This is a genomic window from Variovorax monticola (assembly GCF_051216855.1).
Taxonomy (GTDB): domain Bacteria; phylum Pseudomonadota; class Gammaproteobacteria; order Burkholderiales; family Burkholderiaceae_C; genus Variovorax.
On the sequence record NZ_JBPJZP010000008.1, the window covers coordinates 233,567 to 256,306 of the forward strand.

Below are 22,740 nucleotides of genomic sequence, written 5' to 3' on the forward strand. Positions count from 1 at the left end.
GTGGCTCAGCGGTTGTTGCGTTGCATGAAGACGAGCTTCTCGAAGAGCGTCACGTCCTGTTCGTTCTTCAGCAGCGCACCCACCAGAGGCGGCACGGCGACCTTGTCTTCCTTGCTTTGCAGCGCCTCGAGCGGAATGTCTTCGGCCACCAGCAGCTTGAGCCAGTCGAGCAGCTCGGAGGTCGAGGGCTTCTTCTTCAGGCCCGGCAGGTTGCGCACGTCATAGAAGGTCTTCATGGCGGCGGTGAGCAGTTCCTGCTTCAGGCCGGGGAAGTGCACGGCGACGATGCTCTTCATCGTCTCGGCGTCGGGGAACTTGATGTAGTGAAAGAAGCAGCGGCGCAGGAAGGCGTCGGGCAGTTCCTTCTCGTTGTTGGAGGTGATGAACACCACCGGGCGGTGCTTGGCGCGGATGAGTTCGCGCGTTTCGTAGCAGTAGAACTCCATGCGGTCGATTTCGCGCAGCAGGTCGTTCGGGAATTCGATGTCGGCCTTGTCGATCTCGTCGATCAGCAACGCCACCGGCTGCTCGGCCGTGAAGGCCTGCCACAGCACGCCCTTGATGATGTAGTTCTGGATGTCCTTCACGCGCTCGCCGCCGTCGACGTCTTTCAGTTGCGAGTCGCGCAGGCGGCTCACGGCGTCGTATTCGTACAGGCCCTGCTGCGCCTTGGTGGTCGACTTGATGTGCCACTGCAGCAGCGGCAGGCCGAGCGACTGGGCCACTTCCTCGGCCAGCATGGTCTTGCCCGTGCCGGGCTCGCCCTTGACGAGCAGCGGACGTTGGAGGGTGATGGCCGCGTTGACCGCGAGCATCAGGTCCCGCGTGGCGACGTAGTTGTCTGAGCCCTGGAATTTCATGAGTGAGACGGAAGCTGGGGGTGGAGAAAAGAACACACTCGACACGCGTTGTGCAGCCTCAGGGTTGGCCTGCACAGGGATCCGGGGGACCCCTGCATATAATCGAACGCTGATTCGAAAAACTGTACTCTCCACGAGATTGTGCGCGCAAAATGAACAAGTTGTTGACCACGATGTTTGCCCTTGGTGTCGCTTGCGTGACGCTCTCGGCCCAAGCCCAGCAAGTCGCTGGCAAGGCCCAGGACGGGGCGAAGAAGGTGCAAATGTGCGTGGGCTGCCACGGCATCATCGGCTACCAGGCCAGCTTCCCCGAGATTCACAAGGTGCCCATGATCGCGGGGCAAAGCGCCACGTACATCACGTCCGCGCTCACCGCGTACAAGGGCGGCGACCGCAAGCACCCCACCATGCGCGCCATTGCCGACTCGCTCACCGAGCAGGACATTGCCGACCTCGCGGCCTACTACAGCCAGCTCGGCCTGAAGGACGGCGGCGCCCCGCCCGCCGCGCTGGCCAAGGCCACGCCGGCCAACGTCGAGGGGCTCATCACCCGCAACGCCGACAACAGCTGCACCAAGTGCCACGGCGCCAACTTCAACACGCCCAACGACGGCACCGTGCCCAAGCTGGCCGGCCAGCATGCCGACTACCTGTTCGTCGCGCTCAAGTCGTACCGCGTGAAGAACAACGCGCACCTGGGCCGCTCCAACGCGGTGATGGGCCAGCAGGTCGAAGAGAAGAAGTTCACCACCGCCGAGCTGAAGACGCTGGCCACCTACATCAGCTCGCTGCCCGGCGAACTGAAGACGGTGCCCGAATCGCGCATTCACCACCGCGTCGACTGACCACGCGTTCCAACGCACATCAAAAAGCCCGCTCGCAGCGGGTTTTTTTGTGCCTCGGGTTTTCCCCGAGTCCTGCGCGAATCAGACGTCGAAGAACGCCGTCTCGTCCGCGCCCTGCATGCGGATGTCGAAGCGGTAGCTCACCGCGCCGCCTTGCACCACGCGTTCTGCAATCAGCGTGTGGCGACGATCGGCCGGCACGCTCTGCAGCACGTCGTCGGTCGCGTTGGCCGCGGCCTCGTCGCCGAAGTACACGCGCGTGAACGCATGCAGCAGCAGGCCGCGCATCAGCACGATCACGTTGATGTGCGGCGCCTCGCCGTGCGACTGCGCGCCGGGCTTGACGGTGTGGAACACGAAGCGGTTGCCTTCGGTGGTGCCGGTGCCTGCACGCCCGAACGCGCGAAAGCCGATGGCGCGTGCCTCTTCGGGCGTCTGCGGGTAGCGGCCTTCGCCGTCGGGCTGGCTGATTTCGACCAGCGCGTCGTTGATCGGGTTGCCGTCGCCGTCGATCACGCGGCCTTCCAGGCGAATGCGCTCGCCGCTGGCGTTGTCCAGCGCGAGCACCGCGTCGAAGGGCTGGTCGAAGTCGTAGCCGTACTGCGTGGCGGTGAGCCCGTAGGCGAAGTAGGGGCCCACGGTCTGCGAGGGGGTCTGGCCGAAGTCGGCTTCCTGTGCGGTCATCAATGACATGGTGTGTGTCCTTCTTCCGTTCTTGTGCTCAGCGGTTTTCGAAAGGGGTTTCGTCGGCGCCGCGCAGCACGATGTCGAACTGGTAGCCCAGCGCGTAGCCCTCTTCGGTGATGTCGAGGCTGAAGTCGGCAATCAGCCGGTTGCGGTAGCGCTCGGGCGTGCCGGTGACCATCGGGTCGTACTGCAGCAGCGGGTCGCCGGGAAAGTACATCTGCGTGACCAGCCGGCTCGCAAAGCTCTGGCCGAACAGCGACATGTGGATGTGCTGCGGACGCCAGGCGTTCGGGTGATTGCCCCACGGGTACGCGCCGGGCTTGATGGTGAGGAAGCGGTAGCGGCCTTCGCTGTCGGTCAGGCAACGGCCCGCGCCCAGGAAGTTGGGGTCCAGCGGGGCGTCGTGCTGGTCGACCTTGTGCACGTAGCGGCCCGACGCATTGGCCTGCCACAGCTCGACCAGCGTGTGGGCCACGGGGCGGCGGTGCTCGTCGAGCACCTGGCCGGTGAGGATCATGCGTTCGCCCAGCGGCTCGCCGTTCTTGCGCGCGTTGCGCGTGAGGTCGTGGTCGAGTTCACCGATGCTGTCGTGGCCGTACACCGGCTGCTGCAGTTCGCCGAGCGAGGCCTTCAGCGGAATCAGCGGCTTCTGCGGGCCGCGCTTCATGGTGGACTTGTAGCCCGGGTAGACGTAGCTGGGGTGGGCTTCCCAGTCGCGCGGGGTGAGGACGGGCGTGGGGCCCGCGAGATCTTGGGTCTTGGTCAGCATGAACGTTGTCTCCTGTCGTGGGACGAATCCGGAAACCGCCACTTTAGAAGCGCCGTTCGATGATGTAAATTGAAGATTGATGCGTTCTCCATAACCAGAAGTAATTGAAGACCCCTACCGCCATTCGCGACCTCCGCCAGGACTTCCTGCGCAACGTGCAGCTGCGCCACCTGCGCTGCTTCGTGGCCGTGGCGCAGGAGCGCCACCTGGCGCGCGCCGCCGAGCGGCTGGCGCTGAGCCAGCCGGCGGTGTCCAAGACGCTTTCGGAGCTGGAGGGCATCGTCGGCACGCGGCTGGTGGAGCGCAGCAACGCCGGCCGTCGCGGCGTGCAGGGGCTCACGGCCGCCGGCGAGCAGCTGCTGGCCCACGCCTTGCGGGTGCTGGAGGCGCTCGACGCCAGCGCGCAGGCGGTGGCGCCGGCCGAGGGCGGCCGCATCGAGCGCCTGCGCATCGGCGCGCTGCCCAGCGTGGCCCCGGCCCTGCTGCCGCTGGCGCTGGTCCGGCTGCGCCACGGCTGGCCGCAGGCGCAGATCGTGGTGAAGAGCGCGGCCAACGCCGCACTGCTGGACGAACTGCGCGCCGGCGAGCTCGACCTGGTGGTCGGTCGCATGAGCGACCCGCGCCTCATGGGCGGCCTGAGCTTCGAGCTGCTGCAGACCGAGCCGCTGGTGTTCGCCGTGCGCGCGGGCCACCCGCTGGCGCTGAAAGCCGCGTCGGTGCAGGCGGTGCTGGGCTACCCGCTGGTGGTGTACGGCGAGGGCACCATCCCGCGCCACAACACCGAGAGCTTCTTGTCGGCGCGCGGCCTCGTGCTGCCGACCAACGCGCTGCAGACGCTCGACGTGGCCGTGGCGCGCGCGCTGGTGGCGGTGTCCGACGCGGTGTGGATCACGCCGCTGGGCGCCGCGCGCGGCGAGCTGGTGGAAGGGCGCATGGTGCGCCTGCGCATCGATACCGCCGGCACCGAGGAGCCGGTGGGCTTGTTGCAGCGCAGCGATGCGGAGCCTTCGGCGCTGCGTCTGGCCATGGCCGCGCTGTTGCGCGAGACGGCGAAGCAGCAGGGGGCGTTGCCGCCGAAGGCCCGCAAGCCGCCTCGGGGGTAGCTAGTCTTTGGTGGCCCGGCGCTGCACGCAGGCCACGTAGCCGTCGCCATCGGGCGGGCGGCCCGCGCGCTGGCTCTCCCACATCATCTGGCCCAGGCATTCCATCGCCTCGTGGTGCGCATGCAGCAGCGAGCCGCGGCGCGCGGACAGCAGCTCGACGGCCTGGCGGATGCCGCGCGGCTGATCGATGGAGCACTGCTCGCTGATCGACAGGTGCATCGAAAGATGGAGGAACGGGTTCTCGCGGCCGTTCGCGCCGTCGTACACCCGCGCCACCGCCGCGTCGGCGTCGGCCAGGTCCTCGTGGTACTCGGGGTGCGCGTCGATCCAGCCGGCGGCGATGGTCTCGAGGGCTTCCATCGGCAGGCCCTGGCGGTGCTTGGCGTACACGTCGCAGAAGAAGCGGCGTACGTCTTCCTGGGAGGGATTGAACATGTGGAGATAAAGAAAGAAGAGAAAAAGCGAAGAAGCGACGAAGAGGGTGTGCGGCGTGCGGAAAAAAGTGGCGCCGGAAAAGCCGCCTTGTCAGCCGCGTCGCAAGCCGCTTCAGGGCCGCAGGATGTGTCGGACGTTCCGGGTACAGAGCGTTACATCGTTACGTAACGAAACGCTGAATGAGGTACTTCCAGCCTCTTTTCACGGCCCCGTGTAAACCCGTGTTTTTTCAAAAATACCTATAAAAATCAACAACTTGAAAGCGAGGCCACGCGGCTGGAAAAAGGCCGGAAAAACGAGGCACGCATGTTGCCCCTGTAGAGACATCTTTTCTCACAGAGGCTGCCATGACCGCTCAACAAGCATCGACCCTTTCGACCGAAGGATTTGCCGCCGCTGGCGCAGCTCCTGTGGTTCTCGCTCAAGCCACCGTCACTCCGCTGGGCGCCCCCGCCTCGCTGAGTTCGGCGGCACCCGCCGCAGCTGGCCCGACCAGCGTCGGCACATTATCGAATGCCACGCCCGGCGTTGCAGTGATGCGCGACGGTGTCAGCATTCCCGTCGATGGCAATCAGACGCTGTTGCCCGGCGACCGCGTGATCGTGCCGCAGGACGGCCATGCCAACGTGCTCTTCCCCGGCTCGGCCACCAACAAGGCACCGCTGGCCGGTGTGTTCACCGGCGGCACCGACGCCACCATCGGCTCGACCAAGCTGCCCGGCGGCCTCGAACAAGTGAACGTGGACGTCGCCTCGGGCGACCTGCAGGTGACCCCGCCGGACAGCGACGCCGACGCCGCCGCCCTGGCCGTCACCAAGAAGCTCGCGGCCGGCAGCGGCATCGGGCTGGGTGAATTCGCACTGGGCGCCCTGGGCGCGGCCGCCCTGGGCGCCGCGCTCGGCGGCGGCGGCGGTGGCGGCAGCGACAGCGCGTTCCCCGTGCTCGTCGGCTCGGGCGATCCGACCACGCCCACGGTCCCGACGACACCGACCACGCCGGAGTCCGATGCGGACGCCGATTCGGATGCGGACGCCGATGCGGATGCAGACGCAGATGGTGATGCAGACGCCGATGCCGATGCAGACGCCGACGCCGATGCCGATGCCGATGCCGATGCCGACGCAGATGCAGACGCAGATGCCGATGCCGATGCCGATGCCGATGCCGATGCCGATGCCGATGCAGATGCCGATGCCGATGCCGATGCCGATGCCGATGCAGATGCCGACGCTGACGCTGACGCTGACGCTGACGCAGATGCAGATGCAGATGCAGATGCAGATGCAGATGCAGATGCAGATGCAGATGCAGATGCAGATGCAGATGCCGACGCAGACGCAGACGGCGACCACCTCCTCGATCCAGGCGACGGCCTCGTCCATCACGTCATCGACGACGTCAGCGCCGCGCTCGGCCTCGGCGGTGCGCTCACGCCGGTCACCCACGTGGTCGACGGCCTGACCGATGTGGTCGACGACGTGCTGGCCCCGCTGCTCGGCGAGACCTTTACCGAGAACAACCCCAACCAGTTCGACCCGATCGACAACACCGTCGGCAGCGTCACTCATCTGCTGGGCGGCGCCCTGAGCCCCGCGCTCGACAACCTGCTGGGCGCCGGCGGCACCGCCGCCATCCTCGGCTCGGCGCTGCATCAGGTCGACTACCTGACCGACGCGCTGGACAACGGCCTGACCAACCTGGTCGGCGACCACGGCATCGTCAGCGGCCTGACCGATGCGCTCGGCCTCGGCGGCGTCACCGACCAGCTGGTCGGCGAGAACGGCGCCCTTGGCGGCCTGCTGAACAACGCGCTGGGCCAGAACAGCCTCGTGGCCGGCCTGCTGGCCGACAACGGCCTGGTCGGCGGCCTGCTGGGTGAAGACGGCCTCGTCGGCGGTCTGCTCGCCGAAGACGGCGCGCTGGGCGGCTTGCTGGGCAACGTGCTGGGCCATGACGGCGTCGTGGGCGGCCTGCTTGGCGACGACGGTGCGCTGGGCGGCCTGGTGGGTGGCGCACTGGGTGAAGGCGGCCTGCTGGGCGGCCTGCTCGGCGACGACAGCGCCCTAGGCGGCCTGCTGGGTGACGACGGCCTCGTGGGCGGCCTGCTCGGCGGCGACGGCGCCCTGGCCAGCGTGCTCGGCAGCGACGGCCTCACGGGCCAGTTGCTCGGTCACGGCGGCCTGGTCGACAGCCTGCTCGGCCAGGACGGTGCGATCTCCGGCCTCATCGCCGGCAGCCCGCTGGGCGGCCTGCTCGGCGGCGACGACGGGCTGCTGGGCGGCGCGGTCGGTGGCCTGCTGGGTGACAACGGCATCGTGGGCGGCTTGCTCGGCGACGACGGCGCGCTCGGCGGCCTGCTGAGCAACGACGGCGTGCTGGGCGGCCTGCTGGGGGACAACGGCCCGGTCGGCGGTCTCCTGGGCAATGAAGGTCCCGTCGGCGGCCTGCTCGGCAACGGCGGCTTGCTGGGCGGCCTGCTGGGCGACAACGGCCCGGTCGGCGGCCTGCTCGGCAGCGACGGCCCCGTGGGTGGCCTGTTGGGCGACAACGGCCTGCTCGGCGGTTTGCTGGGCGGCGACGGCCCGCTGGGCAGCGTGCTCGGCGGCAGCGGCAGCGGCCTGCTCGGCCCCGACGGTCTCGTGGGCGGCGTGCTGGGCAACGAAGGCCCGGTCGGCGGCCTGCTGGGTGACGACGGCCTGCTGGGTGGCCTGCTCGGCGGTGTGGTGGGCGGCATCGGCGGTGGCGGCACCCCCGGCACCGGCGCGGCGCTGCTCGATCCGGTCGATGGCGTGGTCGGCAACCTGGTCGACGGCCTGAACACCGGCGTGCTGGGCGGCCTCGGCCTGGGCAACGTGCTCGGCCCGGTGGTCGGCCTCACCGACAGCGTGACCGACACGGTCGACGGCCTGCTGGGCCCGGTGCTCGGCACCAGCTTCACGCCGAACGACCCCAACGTGCTCGACCCGGTCGACGGCCTCGTGGGCCAGGTGACGAGCGGCGCGGGCGGCCTGGTGAGCCCGCTGACCGACCAGCTGCTCGGCACGGGAACGACGAGCGCGCTGCTGAATGGCGTCACGACGCAGGTCGACTATCTGACGGACGGCGTGGCCAATCTCGTGTCCGGCGACGGCGTGCTGGGTGGTGTGCTCGGCGGCGACGGTGGCCTCCTGGGCGGCGTGCTCGGCGGCGACGGTGGCCTCCTGGGCGGCGTGCTCGGCGGCGACGGTGGCCTCCTGGGCGGCGTGCTCGGTGGTGACGGTGGCCTCCTGGGCGGCGTGCTCGGCGGCGACGGCGGCCTCCTGGGCGGTGTGCTCGGCAGCGACGGCCTCGTCGGCGGCCTGCTTGGTGGCGACCTGCTCGGTGGCCTGACCGGCGACGGCGGTCTCCTCGGCGGCGTGCTTGGCGGCGACGGTGGTCTGCTGGGTGGTGTGCTCGGCGGCGACGGCGGCCTTCTGGGTGGTGTGCTCGGCAGCGACGGCCTCGTCGGTGGCCTGCTCGGTGGCGACCTGCTCGGTGGCCTGACCGGTGACGGCGGTCTGCTCGGCGGCGTCCTCGGCGGCGACGGCGGTCTGCTCGGCGGCGTGCTGGGCGGCGACGGCGGTCTGCTCGGCGGCGTGCTGGGCGGCGACGGCGGTCTGCTCGGCGGCGCGCTCGGCGGCGACGGTGGTCTGCTCGGCGGCGTGCTGGGCGGCGACGGTGGTCTGCTCGGCGGCGTGCTCGGCGGCGACGGCGGTCTGCTCGGCGGCGTGCTGGGCGGCGACGGTGGTCTGCTCGGCGGCGTGCTGGGCGGCGATGGTGGTCTCCTCGGCGGCGTGCTGGGCGGCGATGGTGGTCTGCTCGGCGGCGTGCTTGGCGGTGACGGCGGTCTGCTCGGCGGCGTCCTCGGCAACGACGGCCTCGTCGGCAGCTTGCTCGGTGGCGTGACCGGTGGCGACACGGGTGGCCTGCTCGGCGGCGTGCTCGGCGGCGACGGTGGTCTCCTCGGCGGCGTGCTCGGCAATGAAGGCCTCGTCGGTGGCTTGCTCGGCGGCGCGACCGGTGGCGGCACCGGTGGCCTGCTCGACGGCGTGCTCGGCAACGAAGGCCTCGTCGGCAACCTGCTCGGCGGCGCGACCGGTGGCGGCACCGGCGGCCTGCTCGACGGCGTGCTCGGCAATGAAGGCCTCGTCGGCAGCCTGCTCGGCGGCCTGACCGGCGGCGCCAGCCCGGTGGCCAACATCCTGGCGCCCGTCACGGGCGGGACCGATGCGGTCTCGCCGGTTGTTTCCACCGTGACGCACGCGGCGTCCGAAGCGCTTGCGCCGGTGACCGACATCCTGGCCGGCTCCTCGGGTGCGTCGTCTCCGGTGACCGACCTGGTGGGCAGCGTCCAGCACGCAGTCGCACCGCTGCTGACCGATGTCGTGACGCCCATCACGAGCCTGGTCGACCACAGCCCGGCCGGCAGCACCGTGTCGCCCGTGACGAACATCCTGCACGGCCTGCTGGGCTGAACCAGAACATCGCAGGAAGGGTGAGGGAGTTGCAGCACCAGGGGCAGGCCACCACCGGCCTGCCCCGCAAAGGATCGATATGAAAAAGAATTTCCAGGCACTGGCCATCGTCGCCCTCGGCGCAGCCCTCGTGGGCTGCGTGGCCCCGAAGAGCGGCCGCGACGACGCGACCTACTACTACTCCAACAAGGCCAAATCGGCCGTGGCAAAGGTGGAGCCTGCACCGCCGCCGCCGGCGCAGAACGGCCCGGCCGGCGTGTCGAAGATCGTGTACTTCGACTTCGACAAATACAACATCAGGCCGCAGGACCGGCAGATCGTCGAGGCCCACGCGAGCTACATGAGGAACCGCTCGGCCAGCCGGGTGGTGATCGAAGGCAACACCGACCAGCGCGGCGGACGCGAATACAACCTCGCGCTCGGCCAGCGCCGTGCCGAGTCGGTGCAGCGCGCGCTCACGCAGCTCGGCGTGCCTGCAGAGCGCGTCGAGGCCATCAGCTGGGGCACGGAAAAACCCGCGTCGCTCGCCACCACCGAGGAGGGCTATCAGCTCAATCGCCGCGCCGAATTCAGCTACCGCTGAACCGGACGCACGCGATGACTTCGACGGCCGTTTCCGCACCGCGCGCACGCCATCAAAGCGAGAGCAGATGACGGGCGCGGCCGGACTCCCGCACTCGACCGGGGCCGAATGATGTCCTTCACAGACCAGCTCCACGCCTGCCACGAACGCCTGGTGTCGGTGTGCGCGGCGCTGCCGGCGCCGTACCCGGCGTTCACGCTGTTCTTCTCGATCGGCGACGGCTCGCAGCGTGCGCACGTGGTGCACGCGAGAGCCGCCGAATTCGAAACCGCCTGGCGCGAAGGCGCCGGGCGCGTGGAGCGATGGGTGCGCGAGCGCGGCATCGTCGCGCCGTGGCTGCGCATCGACTGGGTCGAGGGCGCGAGCCCGATGGACTGGGCCCAGTTCAAGACCCAGCTCACCGCCGTCAAGCGCAACTACTTTCGCCTCGGCCTGGCCTTCGACAAGGACTTCGCGCTCGCCTTCACCGAGCAGGAGCTCAACGCCAACGCCATGCTGTGCGGCGACTCGACCATTCCGCATTCGGTGGTGAACCCGCGCAACTTCGAGGTCTACAGCCAGACCCGCTTCGAAGGCATGCCGCCGCTGGACATGCCGCCGGACCAGCCGGTGTACCTGCTGGCCACGGTGGGCGTGTTTTGCCAGCCCGACGGCGTGGTGCACAAGCTCGTCGGCACGGGGCTCGACGCGGGGCGCCGGCAGTTGCCGGCGTTGAGCCCGCAGGCCGTGCTCGACCTGGTGCGCAGCGGCTCGTCGTACCTGGCGCGCCAGGTGCACAGCGACGGCCTCTTCGTGTACGGCTACTTCCCATGCTTCGACCGCCGCATTCCGACCTACGACGCGATGCGCCATGCCAGCGCGCTCCACGCCATGCTCGAGGCGTGGGAGCTCACGCGCGACGAAACGCTGCGCGCGGCCATCGACCGCGCGCTCGACCATCTCACCACCGCGCTGATCCGCGACTACACGCTGGCGGACGGGCGCGCCGTGGCGTTCCTGGTCGACACCGGCGGCGAGATCAAGCTCGGCGGCAACGCGGCCTGCGTGCTCGCGCTGGTGAAGTACTGCGAGCTGATGGACACGCGCCACTGGCTGGCGCTGCTGGAGAAGCTCGCCCTGGGCATGGTGTCGCTGCAAGACCCGGCCACCGGCCGCTTCAACCACGTGCTGCATGCGAACGACCTCACGGTCAAGCAGGCCTCGCGCACCATCTACTACGACGGCGAGGCGGCCTTCGGGCTCATGCGGCTGTACGGCCTCACGCGCGAGCCGCAATGGCTGGCCGCGGTGGAGAAGGCCTTCGACCACTTCATTGCCAGCCAGCACTGGCAGGCGCACGACCACTGGCTGAGCTGCTGCGTCAACGAACTCACGCGCTGGAGCCCGCAGGAGAAGTACTTTCGCTTCGGGATGCAGAACGTGGCGGGGTACCTCGACTTCGTGCTCGACCGCAAGACCACCTTCCCGACGCTGCTCGAGCTCATGCTGGCCGCTCAGCAGATGCTGCAGCGGCTCGAAGGCATGCCCGCGATGCGGCACCTGCTCGACGAGCTCGACATCGAGAAGTTCTATCGCGCGCTCGACTACCGCGCGCACTACCTGCTCAACGGCTTCTTCTGGCCCGAGGTGGCGATGTACTTCCGCCGGCCGTCGAGCGTGGTGGGCGCGTTCTTCATCCGCCATCACTCGTTTCGCGTGCGCATCGACGACGTCGAGCAGTACGTGTCCGGCCTTGCGGCGTACCACCGCTACCTGGTCGAGCGCCGCGCGTTGCCGGCGGCGAACGGCAGCGGGGGCGGTGGCGTGAATGCCGGCATGGGCGGCATCGGCGGCGGACGCGACGACGGCCCCGCATGGACCGCGAGCGAGATGGCGCGCGTCACCGGCGGCGAATGGGTGGTCAGGCCCGACGACGGCTGGCGCGCCACCGGCGTGGCGCAGCGTTCCTACATGCGCAAGGGCCGCGTCGTGTTCGACCACCAGACGCGCGCGTCGAAGACGCCGCTGGCGGCCGTCACGCTCAAGGGCGTGCTGCAGCCGGCCGCCGCCGTGCTGTGCACCGACCCCAAGCCGCACCTGGACAAGCGCGTGCCGGTGCTCAAGGTCGACAACGTGCTGCAGGCCGTGCTGCAACTGGGCGACCATGCGCGCGCCGAGTTCACGGGCCGCGTGTGCGGTGTGCTCGGAAGCGGCACGGCGGGCGGGGCATCGAGCGCAACATCCAGCGGCGCATCGAGCGGCACCGTGGCCGCAATGCTGGCCGGCGCGCTCACCGTATGGGGCGAAGTCGGCCTGCCCGAGGGCAACGTCAGCCTGCCTTCGGGCATTGCATGGAACATGACCTGCATGCCGCGGCACGCCGCCTACTGGGTGCTGGAGATGGGCAGCGCGCAAATGCCTGCTTCGGCCCAGCTCGTGCGGCCTTCGCTGATGGTGGTGACGGGGTTGTCGGTGGCGTCGCAGAAACTGCGCGCCCCTTCGGACGCGGCCGCGCGCATGGACGCCCGCGTCTTCCAGTCGATGGCCCCGGGCGACAGCGTGGTGCTGAACCGCGACATGCCCGAGTTCGCGACCTTCGCCGAAGCAGCGGCGGTGCGGCAACTGCAGGTCCTCACCTACGGCGAGCACAGGGACGCCGACGTGCGCCTGCTCGCGTTCGACCATGGCGAGGTGCAGGCGCTGGTGGCGGGCGAGCCCTTTCAGCTGCGGCTGAACGCGCCGGGGCGCCACATGGGCGCGAGCGCCGTCGCCGCGCTCGCGGCCTTGCAGGCGCTGCGCCTGCCGCTGGGCGCCGCGGTCGAACCCTTCGCGCACTTCGAACCGCCGGGCGGACGCGGTGCGCTGCACACCATTCACATCGGCGGCGGCAGCTTCAAGCTGATCGACGAGACCTACGACGCCAACCCGAGCTCGATGCGCGCGGCGCTCGAGATGCTGTCGCAGGCGCCCTGCGAGCCGGCGCGCCGCGTGGCGATCCTGGGCGACATGCAGGAGCTCGGCCCCGCCGCCCAACGCCATCACCTCGACCTGGAGGCCGAACTGCTGGCCTCGCAGCCCGACCGCGTGCTGCTGTGCGGTCCGATGATGCGCGCGCTGCATGCGCGCATTCGCACCAAGGTGCGCTCGCACTGGTTCGTCGATGTGTCCGATCTGTCGACCGCGCTCGGTGGACTCCTGCAGCCAGGCGACTGGGTGCTCGCGAAGAGTTCCGCCGGCATCGGCCTGTCCCGGCTCGCCCGGGTTTTGAAAGCACTGCCATGAGATGGAACGCGCTTGCGCAACCGACCTTCGAACACAGCTTCGAACATCGCGTCGAACATGAGGCCGCGGCGCCGCTTCAGCAGCCGAACCGCTGGTGGCTGGGCTGGCTCCAGCTGCTGTTCGCATGGGTGCTCTGCATGCTGCTGTGCGCCAACATCGCGTTGGCGTTCGCCGAGGGTCTGCCCCAGTCAACGAAAGCAGTCAGGTCAGGGAAACCGGTCGGTTGCGCGGTCACGGGAAGCCCCGCGCAACACGGACCGGTGCGCGCGGAGCGGGCCGGTCCGGTGAAGGGGCACACATCGCCGTGCTGAAGTGCACAAGATGTGAAATTTTGCCTTGTAACAATCGGGTAACAGTTAATAATGACGCAGGCGTCATTGCCCGACGGATCGGCCCTTTCCCATGATCAAGTTTCTCTTGCCCAGCCAGCTGGTCGCCGACAAACCCGAAGAGCCCGGAGCCAGTCCTTATGCCGGTGCTTTGAACGCGGCGTTTCGCGATGCGTATCCGCTCGTGAAGAGCGCCGCGTGGCGCTCGCTGCCCATCAGCCTGTTCGGACTGCTGCCGTCGATCTTCCTGCTGCAGGTGTATGACCGCGTGCTCTCGCGCAGCGGCTTCTCCACGCTCGCCGCGCTGGTGAGCGGCATCCTGTTCTTCCTGTGCATCGAGTTCTGGCTGCGCACGCGCCGCTCGCGCATGCTGCGCAATGCCGGCGCCATCATCGACCACGGGGTGTCCGGTGCGTTGCTGCACTCCATGCTCGGGCGTCCGCTGCGTGCGCTGGAAGCGCGACCGGCCTCGGCCTGGCACCTGTACTTTCGCGACGTGGCCTCGGTGCGCGGCACCGTCACAGGCGGCCTCGCGCAATCGATCTTCGACCTGCCGATGGCCATCTTCGCGCTCATCGTGATCGGCATCGTCGCGCTGCCGGTGCTGCCGGTGGTGGCGCTGTTCCTGGCCGTGATGTCGTTCCTGGCGTGGTGGTGGGCCGACGAGGTGCGCTCCGGCCGCGTGGAGGAAGTGCAGCGCGGCCGCGGCCTGGAGCGCATGACGTCGGAGATCTGCAACGCGCGCGAAACCCTCAAGACGCAGGCCAACGACGGCCCGACCGTCGAGATGTGGCGCCAGACCTACAACGCCTGGCTCACCGAGAGCTTCAGCAAGAACGGCCAGATCGAAACCGCGCGCGACGGCACCACCGTGCTGCTCACCGTGTTCTCGGTGGTCGTGGTGACCGTTGGCGCCATCTCGGTCATGGAGCAATGGATGACCGTGGGCGGCCTCGTCGCCTCGAACATGCTGGCGTTGAAGGCGCTGCAGCCGGTGGCCGGGCTGGTGTCGAACTGGCGTTCGCTGGCCACCGCGAAGGAAGCCGCCAAGCGGCTCGAAACCGTGCTGGGCGAGCCGGTCGAAAAGCCGCCCACCGGCATGACCCTGCCGCAGCCGCTGGGCCGCATCACGCTGAGGGACGTGAGCTTCAGCTTCACCGAGACCGCGCAGCAGCCGGTGCTGGAAAACGTCGACCTCGACATCGGGCCCGGCGGGCTGCACGTGATCGTCGGACGCAACGGCGCGGGCAAGTCCACGCTGGTGAAGCTGCTGTCGGGCCTGTACAGCCCCACGCGCGGCATCATCAGCATCGGCGAGTACGACCTGTCGCAGTTCGGCCGCGAAGAGCTGTCGCGCTGGATCAGCTACCTGTCGCAAGAGGTCTACTGGTTCGGCGGTCCGCTCATCGACGTCATGCGCCGCACGGCGCCGGGCCAGAGCGACGAGCAGATCGTCGCGGCCTGCAGGCTCTCGGGCGCGCACGACTTCATTTCGCGGTTGCCCGACGGCTATCGCACCATCGTGGGCGAGGGCGGCACGGGCGTGTCGGTGGGCGAGCGGCGCAAGCTCGCGCTGGCCATGAGCTTCCTGCGCAAGCCCTCGGTGCTGGTGCTCGACGAGCCCAGCAACGACCTGGACTTTCAAAGCGAGCGCAACCTGCTCGCCACGCTGCTCGCGGTGGCCAAGGTGCGCACCGTGGTGGTGGTCACGCACTCGCTGCGCATCGTCTCGGCCGCCAGCGTGGTCTACCACGTGACCGGCCAGGGCAATGTGGAGCAGGGCTCGGCCGCGGAGATGGTGCCCAAGCTGTTCGGCGTGCGCAAGCCGCTGGTGGCGGTGGGCGATTCGGAAGACGGTGCGGCGGCCGCGGCCTCCCGCTCCATCGCGTGACAGCGCTCGGCACATGACGAGCGATCGAGGACGAGACTTGAAATCAGACCTGCCGCAGATTCTTCAGGACGAGAACGAGAAGCGCGCGGCGCGCAACTCACCGCAAGGTCGGCGCCGACAGTGGATCGTCGGCGGCCTCGTGGGCGTGCTGGCCCTGGTCGGCCTCGGCTTTCCCATGGAAACCGTGGTGGTGGCGCCGGGCCGCGTGATCCCGTCGGACCGCGTCAAGTCCATCCAGCATCTGGAGGGCGGCATCGTCAGCAACGTGCTGGTGAAGGAGGGCGACAAGGTCAAGGCGGGCCAGTCGCTGGTCGAGATCGACCTGGGCGGCAGCGGGCTCAACCTCGAAGAACTCACGGCGCGCTATTCGGCCACGCAGGCCACGCGCGTGCGTCTCATCGCCGAGAGCCGGGGCCAGCCGCTCAGCCGCGATTCGTTCGCCACCGACATCGACAAGGATGTGTTCGAAGGTGAGAGCGGGGCCTACCAGGCGCGCGCGCTCGAACAGCGCGGCGTGATGGCCGGCGCCGTGTCGGGCCTGGAGCAGGCGCGCAGCAAGAAGCTGGAGCAGGAAGCCAAGGTCAAGGGCCTGGGCGACCGGCTCGTGCTGATGCAGAAGGAGCTCGAAATCTCCGAGCAGCTGCTCAGCGAAAAACTCGTCGGCCAGGTCGAGGTGCTCGAGAAGCGGCGCCAGGCCGAGGGCGTGCGCAGCGAGCTCGCGGTGACGCGCCAGGGCGTGATTTCGGCCAACGCCGCCATCACCGAGGCGCAGGCCAAGATGGCCGAGGCCGAAGGCCGCTACCGCCGCCGCGCGTCGGACGAACTGGCCACCGTGGAGCGCCAGTTCGCCAGCCTGAGCGAAGACCTGGCGCGCGCGCGCACCCAGCGTTCGCGCACGGTGGTGAAGGCGCCGTCGGACGGCATCGTCAAGGGCCTGCGCAACTCCAGCCCGGGCTGGGTCGTGAAGCCCGGCGAGGCCATTCTGGAAGTGGTGCCCGACGAGGACGAGATCATGGTCGAGGCGCGGCTCAACCCGAACGACCGCGGCTTCATCGAGGTGGGCCAGCTGGCGCGCGTGAAGATCACCGCCTACGACTACCTGCGCTACGGCGCCGTCGACGGCAAGGTGAAACTGGTGGCGGCCGACGCCGACCGCGACCCGGCCGTTTCCAGCGGTGCGCCTTACTACCGGCTGCTCATCAGCATGTCGCAGTCGCACGTGGGCCGCAACGAGAACCGCATCACCGCGGGCATGGAGTCGGAGGTGGACCTGCGCGTGGGCACCGACCCGTTCATCTGGTACATCCTGCGGCCCGTGCTCAAGCTGCGGCGCGAAGCCTTCCGCGAACCATGAAGCAACGCCCATCGATCGACCGGCGCCGCGCAGGCCCCGGTGTTGTCTGCGCAGTGCTGTGCGTGAGCTTCGCGCTGCCTCCCGCTGCCCTGGCGCAGGAGCAACCGGCGCTGCAGGAAGCCGGCCCCGCGCTCATGCTCGCGCGACGGCTGTCGCCACCCTCGCTGGGCGCCACCACCTACACCCAGCAGGTGAAGCAGGCGCTCATCCTGCTGTCGCAAGACTACCCCGAGGTGCAGACCGCGCAGGCCACCGCCAACACCAGCAGCTACAGCGTGGACGCCGCCAGGCAGGCACGCTACCCGCGCTTCAAGCTCGGCACTTCGTCGGGCAACTACAACAGCGGCGCGGACAACGCCAAGACGCAGGGCTACACCGTGCTCACCGCCGAGGCCCGCGTGAGCCTGCTCGACGGCGGCGCCATGAACGCCGCGCAGCGCGCCGCCGAAGCCGCCAACCAGGCCGACGACGAGGCCGTGGTCACCACCTCGCAGAAGGTGGTGCTGGACGCGCTCACGGCCTACCTGCAGGTGCAGCGCTTCGATCTGAAGAAGCAGATTGCACACCGCGCCACCGAGGTGGTGGCCGAGCTGTCGAAGGCCGAGGCCCGCCGCGTGGCGCTGGGCGTGACCGGCGACAACGACCTCAACATGGCCGCCTCGCGGCGCGCCCTGGTGGCTGCGCGCGAGTCGGACTTTGCGGCCCAGCGCGACGAGGCGCTCGCCAAGTTCCGCAACTACTTCAAGTTCTCGCCCAACCCCGAGTCGCTGCCCGTGCTTGCCGCGCCCGCGCAGTGGCGCATTCCCTCGCAGGAAGAGGCGCTGCGCCGCGCCGAGGCGCGCAGCACCGAAATTGCCGAGGCCCAGGGCCGCATCGAGCGCGCCAGGGCGCTGGCCGACCAGCAGGACGCCAGCCTCTACCCGACGCTCGACGCCGTGCTCGTCAAAAGCAAGGACCCGCGCGGCGTGTCGCCGCAAGACCCGACGCGCGCCGCCTTCGAGCTCAACTGGAACTTCGGCAACGGCTTCGACCGGCAGCTGCGCCTGAAGTCTGCGCTGTCCGAAATCGCCAGCCAGGAGGCCAAGCTCGAAGGCGTGAAGCTCAACCTGTTCGAGCTCACCTCGGCGTCATGGTCGCGCACCGTGGCCGGGCGCGAACGCGAGCGGCAGCTGATGGAAGCCGTCAGCACCTCCGGCCAGGCCTTTCGCGGGCGCCGCCGCCTGATGGAGTTCGGCCGCGAGACCCTGCCCAAGGTGCTCGACGCGCAGCTGGACTACTACACGCTGCTGTTCGACTACATCGACGGCGTGTTCGACCTGCGCGTGTCCGAGCTGCGCCTGGCGCGCACCACCGGTGAACTGCGCATCGACCCCGCCGGCACCAACGGCTGGATCGACCGCCTCTTCGGCGCGCCGAGCCGCCAGGTGCTGACCGAAGACGGCTTGCTGGGCGCGCTGTGCATCTCGAGCAACACGGCGTGCGCAAGCGAGCCGGTGGCCGAGCGCACGGTCGGCGTGGGCGACGCCAGCGCGCCGCTGCGCAGGACCTTGCGACTGTCGACGCCCTGAGGTCAGGCGTCTTCGGGGATGCCGGGTTCGCCGTCCAGGATCTGGTACTTGCGCATTTTTTCCCATAGCACCTTGCGGCTGATGCCCAGGTGCTGCGCGGTGTCCTGGCGCTTCCAGTCGTTGATCTCCAGCGCCGCGATGATGCGGTTGCGCTCGCTGCTGTTCCAGCCCTTGCGCTCGCTGCTGCCGTCGAGCGCGACGCCGCCGCCGCCCGCGCCGTTGCGCTCCGCCGAGATGGCCACCGCGGGCGTGCCGCGCGTCAGCGCAATCGCGCGTTGGATCAGGTTCTGGTCCCAGCTGTGCAGCTGCCGCGCGATCACGCCCACGCGCTCCGCGAGGTTGCGCAGCTGGCGCACGTTGCCCGGAAAGTAGGTCTCGGCCACCGCGTCGCTCAGCCAGTGCGGGGTTTCGCCGAGCGCCTCGAGCTCGTCGCCGAGCACGTTGGTCAGCAGCGCCTTGAAGATCGCGATCTTGTCGACCTCGCCGCGCTCCTCGAGGCTGGGCACGTGCAGCTCGATCACCGCGAGCCGGTAGAACAGGTCGGCGCGAAACTCGCCGCTGGCCACCATCTCGCGAAGGTTGCGGTTGGTGGCCGCCACCAGGCGGAAGTCGACCCGTATCGGCGCCGTGGCGCCGAGCCGCGTCACCGCGCTGTCTTCCAGCACGCGCAGCAGCTTCACCTGCTGGTAGCGCGGCAGGTCGCCGATCTCGTCGAGGAACAGCGTGCCGCCCGTGGCCTGCTCGAAGTAGCCGCGGTGCGCGTGCACCGCGCCCGTGAACGAGCCCTTGTTGTGGCCGAAGAACAGAGACTCGAACAGCCCGTCGGGAATCGCGCCGCAGTTCACGGCCACGAACGCGCCCTTGCAGTAGTGCTGGTGCCCCAGGTGCAGCTGCTGCGCGATGCGCTCCTTGCCCACCCCGGTTTCGCCGCGCACCAGCACCGGGTGGTTGCAGTCGGCGAAGGCGCCCACTTCGGACAGCAGCGACTTCATCGCTTCGGAGTGCGCGACCAGCACGTCGGGCGCCTGCGGCGCCACGTCCCGCGCGCGCAGCTGGCGCACCAGCTTGGCGACCATCGTGCGCAGTTCGGCGCAGGTGAAGTCGTAGGGCAGCACGTGCAGGTATTCGGGCGGATACGTGCGCGAGTCGCGCTCACGCGAACCCGCGGCCACCCAGATCACGGGCATGCCCTGCAGCCGTTCGCTGGCCTGTGCAAGGCCACCGCCGTCGATGACGGTGACGCTGATGACTGCGACGCAGGGGCGAAGCGCCACGCCGCGCTCCGGTTCGGGGGTGGCCAGGCCGTCGGCCCGGATCACCTCCACGTCGAAGCTCGCCATGCACCGCGCGATGCGCTCGAGGATGTCGGCTTTGCCTTCGTAGACGAAGAGGTCGAGTTCGTCGAAATTTGGCGGGGAACTCATGCTAGTAGATGGCGGGCAGGGGCGAGAAAAAAACTCTTCGAAGATGTCGCATCAACTGGTGTTTGTCAGTAGACAAGGACGGCACCTCTGCTGCACGAAAGCCGGGCAGAAACTTCAGTTTTCGAAAGGTCGATACCCAGCAAGTTCAGCAACGAATTGAGCGCTGGGTCGAGCAGTGGCGAGAGTGCGTTCTTGATGACGGTCTGCAAAGTGTTGAGCAGGCCGCTGATGAGACTGAACGTGCCGCTCAGAAGGGTTCCGAGGACGCCGCTGTTGTTGCTCGCGTAAGGCTGCAACTGAATGCCACCCAATGTGGCCCCCAGGCTTCCCACGATGGACTGGGACGTTATGGCTTTATATGACGGATCAACTGCGCCATCGAAAGGGGGCGCGTCTATCTCCGGCAGGTTTTCAGGCGCAGGAGCGCGGTAGATGAGGGGGGTGCTGGTACTGGTGCCGCCGACAGACGAGTTGATCTGCAAGCCGAGTCCAGATATGACGTGCTTTGCACCGTTGGCCTGCCCAGCGACGAACGTGCCGCTTGCATCTTTCCACTTTGGACTGGAGCATCCAATTGAACCGAGAAGTATGTTGAGGATGCAGACGTCATAGCGCGCTTCTTGATAGCCAATCTCGACGACAGGAACCGGCGCGGCGGTAATGACTGGGTCGGAGGACGAAAACACCGTGTCGGAGACTTTGCCGATGTTCAACTGGGCGATGCTGGTGGTGGCTTGCACGCTGAGCGACTTGCTGTTGTCTTCGGCACAGGAGTGGTCCGTCACGTAGGCCGCGCCGTTGCCCGAACTGACGCTTATGTCAATGGGCGCTGGCAGGACGCTGGTGTAGATCACTTGAGAAATCGGGCAATTGCCGGCGCAGATGATCCCCCCTACAAGATTGGTCACGATGGTTCCAAGATTGAGTGTGGCCACCGAGTTCAGGAAACTGATGATCGGAGATAGCGCAGCAGTGACCGCCGATGTAATTTGACTGATGACATTGGTGAGGCTGCTAAGGTTCACCGAGATCAGCGTGCGGATCTGCGAAGTACGCACATAGATCTTGTTGGGGTCGGTGATTCCGGCGCCGGGGTCGATAAGGTTCGGATTGCCCACGGCGGAGACCTGTGGAGGTTCGACAATTTTTATTTTGACGCTTGCGGTAATGCCGGCCAATGAAGGGATATCGAGTGCGATGGCGGCGGCATTCTTTCCATTGGCAAGTTGGACAACACCGCTGACCAACTGAAACAGTTGCAGATCGCCTTTCAATCCTGCAGCGGTCGTCCCGGTTTCGATGTTGAGCAGATCGGCAACCTTAAGCATCGGCTTGATCGCTGAAATCTGTGCTGCAGCCTGTAGCTGCTGCAGTGCCGTGATCGTTGCCTGCGCGGTTTGCCCGCTTTTCTGAAGCGCGACGACCATGGCCTGAAGAAGCGTCCCGACGTCAGCCTGGGTGTTCAGAACCTGGTCGTAGCCACCCGCACTGATGGTGAGGGCAATCTTCAGTTGATCGAGGAAATCGAGGAGTTTGATGTCGCTGGTGAGCAGACCATTCCAGCCGAGCGCCGACACGTTGAGGCTGCCCCCGAGAAGTCCTCCAAAAATCGCGTTCAGAAGCGGGGACTTGGTGTCGTCGACGGCCACGAGCGTGTTGCGAATGGTGAGCGACGCCATTGGCTGTTGCTGAGCAGCAAGTGCTTCCACTGTGATGGGGCGTTGCTCATTGCCAGGTAGCGACGGAAGCAGGAGCGCCGGCCGCCGGGTAAGGGTGACATGAACGGCATTGAGCTTCTGTCCGATCCCGGGGGTGCCGAAGTGCAGAGGCGGGTCGCGCTTTTCGGAATCCCAGTGTCCGCAGACTACCTCTTGTGTCGTCACTGCATCGAGACCGATAGGAATGTTCGAATTTCCATTGATGACCGCAGCCTGTTGGGCAGCGCCGCAATCGGCTGGTCCCAGGGACTGGGCACCCGCGATCGCTGCGAGGTCTGCTGTCTTCTGGAGCTCTCTCTTCATGAAGAAGAGGTAGCCGAGTTCGGTTCCTACCAAAACAATCACCAGAAGACTCAAAGCAATGGTCGCATTGATGACCACAGACCCGAATTGCCGCCGTGCAGTTCTTTGATTTGAAGGACGCATTTCTTGTCCCTAGAAAGAGGGTCTGGCAGCTGTCGCTTTGCCTGACAAACGGTCCGGCATCCAACTCCCGGTGAGAGGAAGAGGTGGGAGCACCGGATTCGCGCGGTAGGGGTAAGTCACCTTCACCGTGACCAGCCCGGGTGAAAGATCTACGTCCGGCGGGGTTGCGATCAACGTCGCTCGGAGCCATGCCTCTTTCGAGGAAGACGCGCTGCCAGCAGAGGCAGGCGTGATCATCGACAGTGCCAGTGAACGGTAAACCGCTGTCTGTATATTTTTCTGCAGGTCAGCAGGCGCCGTGTTGTTGTTGGCGAGTTGGACGGCGCGCGCTCCGTCCTCCGCTGCCCTGGAGACAACTTGCTGAACGTAGAGAACACCACAAAACGTAATGAGACCGTAAACGCCCAGAAATAGCACACTGAAGACTACGGCGAACTCGATCGCGGCGACGCCTCGCTGTCGCCGTTGCCTGACATTGCTGCCCCACTTGAAACGATCGGTTTTCATAGTGACCTTCCATCAAGCAACATGCCGGCCTTGCCGGCGATCTGGCCGGGCAAGGCGAAGCTTGGTAGAGGGGGGAGCAGCGTTCCGATGTCACTTACCGTGACTGTGACCACCATCTGACAGCGGTTGTTCCAGTCGGGACCGCAGGTCGCAGCTTGGAGGCAGTCATCTGCCCCCGCCATGCATACGGTGGTTTGGATGTTCAATCTTGCTTTCAAGGCCACGGGCAACCAACTCGCACGCTGAGTTGCTACCGCACTTGCTGCTGCCTTGCGTGCCTCCAAATCGACTTGATAACGCAATCCGGCTCTTGCGCCTTCCTCTGCCGCGTTCTGCAACCCCATACGTGCCGTCAACAGAAACCCATAGCAAATGACCGCATAGAGCAGCGTGAAGACGATGACGAACACAAACGCGAACTCGATCGCATAGACGCCGCGTTGGCGGCGCCGGTGATTCACGGGCTTGCGCATGTATGACATTGGGT

The 22,740-nt window shown here is 67.5% G+C and carries 17 protein-coding genes; 9 read left to right on the forward strand and 8 right to left on the reverse strand.

What is annotated here, in order from left to right:
- Positions 1-5: 5 nt before the first annotated feature.
- Complete coding sequence (locus ACSFA5_RS27765; RefSeq protein WP_435447267.1) at positions 6-860, reverse strand: AAA family ATPase; 855 nt, start codon at positions 858-860, stop codon at positions 6-8.
- A 152-nt stretch (positions 861-1,012) separates the two neighbouring features.
- On the opposite strand from ACSFA5_RS27765, the gene ACSFA5_RS27770 reads away from it, so the two are divergent.
- Complete coding sequence (locus ACSFA5_RS27770; protein ID WP_435447268.1) at positions 1,013-1,705, forward strand: c-type cytochrome; 693 nt, start codon at positions 1,013-1,015, stop codon at positions 1,703-1,705.
- Positions 1,706-1,786: 81 nt separating this feature from the next.
- Here ACSFA5_RS27770 and pcaG read toward each other — a convergent pair whose 3' ends face one another.
- Positions 1,787-2,398 carry a protocatechuate 3,4-dioxygenase subunit alpha gene (gene pcaG, locus ACSFA5_RS27775; RefSeq protein WP_435447269.1) on the reverse strand — a complete coding sequence of 204 codons (612 nt, stop codon included), beginning with the start codon at positions 2,396-2,398 and terminating at the stop codon, positions 1,787-1,789.
- Positions 2,399-2,426: 28 nt separating this feature from the next.
- Positions 2,427-3,161, reverse strand: a complete 735-nt coding sequence (gene pcaH, locus ACSFA5_RS27780; protein ID WP_435447270.1) for a protocatechuate 3,4-dioxygenase subunit beta — start codon at positions 3,159-3,161, stop codon at positions 2,427-2,429.
- A gap of 104 nt (positions 3,162-3,265) precedes the next feature.
- On the opposite strand from pcaH, the gene ACSFA5_RS27785 reads away from it, so the two are divergent.
- Entirely contained in the window at positions 3,266-4,264 is a 999-nt protein-coding gene (locus ACSFA5_RS27785; protein WP_435447271.1) for a LysR substrate-binding domain-containing protein, read from the forward strand.
- On the opposite strand, the gene ACSFA5_RS27790 is transcribed toward ACSFA5_RS27785, so the two are convergent.
- Positions 4,265-4,699, reverse strand: coding sequence for a DUF1841 family protein (locus ACSFA5_RS27790; protein ID WP_435447272.1), 435 nt, complete (start codon positions 4,697-4,699; stop codon positions 4,265-4,267).
- Positions 4,700-5,046: 347 nt separating this feature from the next.
- Here ACSFA5_RS27790 and ACSFA5_RS27795 point away from each other — a divergent pair, with 347 nt between their 5' ends.
- The 7 genes from ACSFA5_RS27795 (at position 5,047) to ACSFA5_RS27825 (ending at position 18,178) form a co-directional block, all read left to right on the forward strand.
- Complete coding sequence (locus ACSFA5_RS27795; protein ID WP_435447273.1) at positions 5,047-9,192, forward strand: hypothetical protein; 4,146 nt, start codon at positions 5,047-5,049, stop codon at positions 9,190-9,192.
- Positions 9,193-9,271: 79 nt separating this feature from the next.
- Positions 9,272-9,775 (forward strand): peptidoglycan-associated lipoprotein Pal, encoded by a 504-nt coding sequence (gene pal / locus ACSFA5_RS27800; RefSeq protein WP_435447274.1) that lies wholly within the window; start codon positions 9,272-9,274, stop codon positions 9,773-9,775.
- Between the two features lie 108 nt (positions 9,776-9,883).
- Positions 9,884-13,036 (forward strand): glutamate ligase domain-containing protein, encoded by a 3,153-nt coding sequence (locus tag ACSFA5_RS27805; RefSeq protein ID WP_435447275.1) that lies wholly within the window; start codon positions 9,884-9,886, stop codon positions 13,034-13,036.
- Entirely contained in the window at positions 13,033-13,347 is a 315-nt protein-coding gene (locus ACSFA5_RS27810; RefSeq protein ID WP_435447276.1) for a hypothetical protein, read from the forward strand. Before ACSFA5_RS27805 ends, ACSFA5_RS27810 begins: the two co-directional genes overlap by 4 nt.
- Before the next feature lie 91 nt (positions 13,348-13,438).
- Positions 13,439-15,256 (forward strand): peptidase domain-containing ABC transporter, encoded by a 1,818-nt coding sequence (locus ACSFA5_RS27815; RefSeq protein ID WP_435447277.1) that lies wholly within the window; start codon positions 13,439-13,441, stop codon positions 15,254-15,256.
- Positions 15,257-15,293: 37 nt separating this feature from the next.
- The gene (locus tag ACSFA5_RS27820; protein WP_435447278.1) at positions 15,294-16,610 is read left to right on the forward strand and encodes an HlyD family type I secretion periplasmic adaptor subunit; all 1,317 of its coding nucleotides are present in this window, start codon (positions 15,294-15,296) and stop codon (positions 16,608-16,610) included.
- On the forward strand, positions 16,607-18,178 hold the full coding sequence (locus ACSFA5_RS27825) for a TolC family protein (RefSeq protein ID WP_435447279.1): 1,572 nt from the start codon (positions 16,607-16,609) through the stop codon (positions 18,176-18,178). The genes ACSFA5_RS27820 and ACSFA5_RS27825 overlap by 4 nt, the downstream gene beginning before the upstream one ends.
- A 2-nt stretch (positions 18,179-18,180) precedes the next feature.
- Here ACSFA5_RS27825 and ACSFA5_RS27830 read toward each other — a convergent pair whose 3' ends face one another.
- The 4 genes from ACSFA5_RS27830 to ACSFA5_RS27845 all read right to left on the reverse strand — a co-directional run bounded on the left by ACSFA5_RS27830 (position 18,181) and on the right by ACSFA5_RS27845 (position 22,726).
- Positions 18,181-19,602 (reverse strand): sigma 54-interacting transcriptional regulator, encoded by a 1,422-nt coding sequence (locus ACSFA5_RS27830; RefSeq protein ID WP_435447280.1) that lies wholly within the window; start codon positions 19,600-19,602, stop codon positions 18,181-18,183.
- A 65-nt stretch (positions 19,603-19,667) separates the two neighbouring features.
- Entirely contained in the window at positions 19,668-21,746 is a 2,079-nt protein-coding gene (locus ACSFA5_RS27835; protein WP_435447281.1) for a TadG family pilus assembly protein, read from the reverse strand.
- Between the two features lie 9 nt (positions 21,747-21,755).
- Positions 21,756-22,253: a TadE/TadG family type IV pilus assembly protein gene (locus ACSFA5_RS27840; RefSeq protein WP_435447282.1), complete on the reverse strand. Its 498-nt coding sequence runs from the start codon at positions 22,251-22,253 to the stop codon at positions 21,756-21,758.
- The gene (locus ACSFA5_RS27845; RefSeq protein ID WP_435447283.1) at positions 22,250-22,726 is read right to left on the reverse strand and encodes a TadE/TadG family type IV pilus assembly protein; all 477 of its coding nucleotides are present in this window, start codon (positions 22,724-22,726) and stop codon (positions 22,250-22,252) included. The genes ACSFA5_RS27840 and ACSFA5_RS27845 overlap by 4 nt, the downstream gene beginning before the upstream one ends.
- Positions 22,727-22,740 lie beyond the last annotated feature (14 nt).

Bases quoted from the DNA above. Each gene is read 5' to 3' on its own strand.
- ACSFA5_RS27825 (WP_435447279.1), top strand. From the start codon at position 16,607: ATGAAGCAACGCCCATCGATCGACCGGCGCCGCGCAGGCCCCGGTGTT.
- ACSFA5_RS27795 (WP_435447273.1), top strand. From the start codon at position 5,047: ATGACCGCTCAACAAGCATCGACCCTTTCGACCGAAGGATTTGCCGCC.
- pal (WP_435447274.1), top strand. From the start codon at position 9,272: ATGAAAAAGAATTTCCAGGCACTGGCCATCGTCGCCCTCGGCGCAGCC.
- ACSFA5_RS27810 (WP_435447276.1), top strand. From the start codon at position 13,033: ATGAGATGGAACGCGCTTGCGCAACCGACCTTCGAACACAGCTTCGAA.
- pcaH (WP_435447270.1), bottom strand. From the start codon at position 3,161: ATGCTGACCAAGACCCAAGATCTCGCGGGCCCCACGCCCGTCCTCACC.
- pcaG (WP_435447269.1), bottom strand. From the start codon at position 2,398: ATGTCATTGATGACCGCACAGGAAGCCGACTTCGGCCAGACCCCCTCG.
- ACSFA5_RS27770 (WP_435447268.1), top strand. From the start codon at position 1,013: ATGAACAAGTTGTTGACCACGATGTTTGCCCTTGGTGTCGCTTGCGTG.
- ACSFA5_RS27815 (WP_435447277.1), top strand. From the start codon at position 13,439: ATGATCAAGTTTCTCTTGCCCAGCCAGCTGGTCGCCGACAAACCCGAA.
- ACSFA5_RS27845 (WP_435447283.1), bottom strand. From the start codon at position 22,726: ATGCGCAAGCCCGTGAATCACCGGCGCCGCCAACGCGGCGTCTATGCG.
- ACSFA5_RS27835 (WP_435447281.1), bottom strand. From the start codon at position 21,746: ATGCGTCCTTCAAATCAAAGAACTGCACGGCGGCAATTCGGGTCTGTG.
- ACSFA5_RS27805 (WP_435447275.1), top strand. From the start codon at position 9,884: ATGATGTCCTTCACAGACCAGCTCCACGCCTGCCACGAACGCCTGGTG.
- ACSFA5_RS27790 (WP_435447272.1), bottom strand. From the start codon at position 4,699: ATGTTCAATCCCTCCCAGGAAGACGTACGCCGCTTCTTCTGCGACGTG.
- ACSFA5_RS27765 (WP_435447267.1), bottom strand. From the start codon at position 860: ATGAAATTCCAGGGCTCAGACAACTACGTCGCCACGCGGGACCTGATG.
- ACSFA5_RS27840 (WP_435447282.1), bottom strand. From the start codon at position 22,253: ATGAAAACCGATCGTTTCAAGTGGGGCAGCAATGTCAGGCAACGGCGA.
- ACSFA5_RS27830 (WP_435447280.1), bottom strand. From the start codon at position 19,602: ATGAGTTCCCCGCCAAATTTCGACGAACTCGACCTCTTCGTCTACGAA.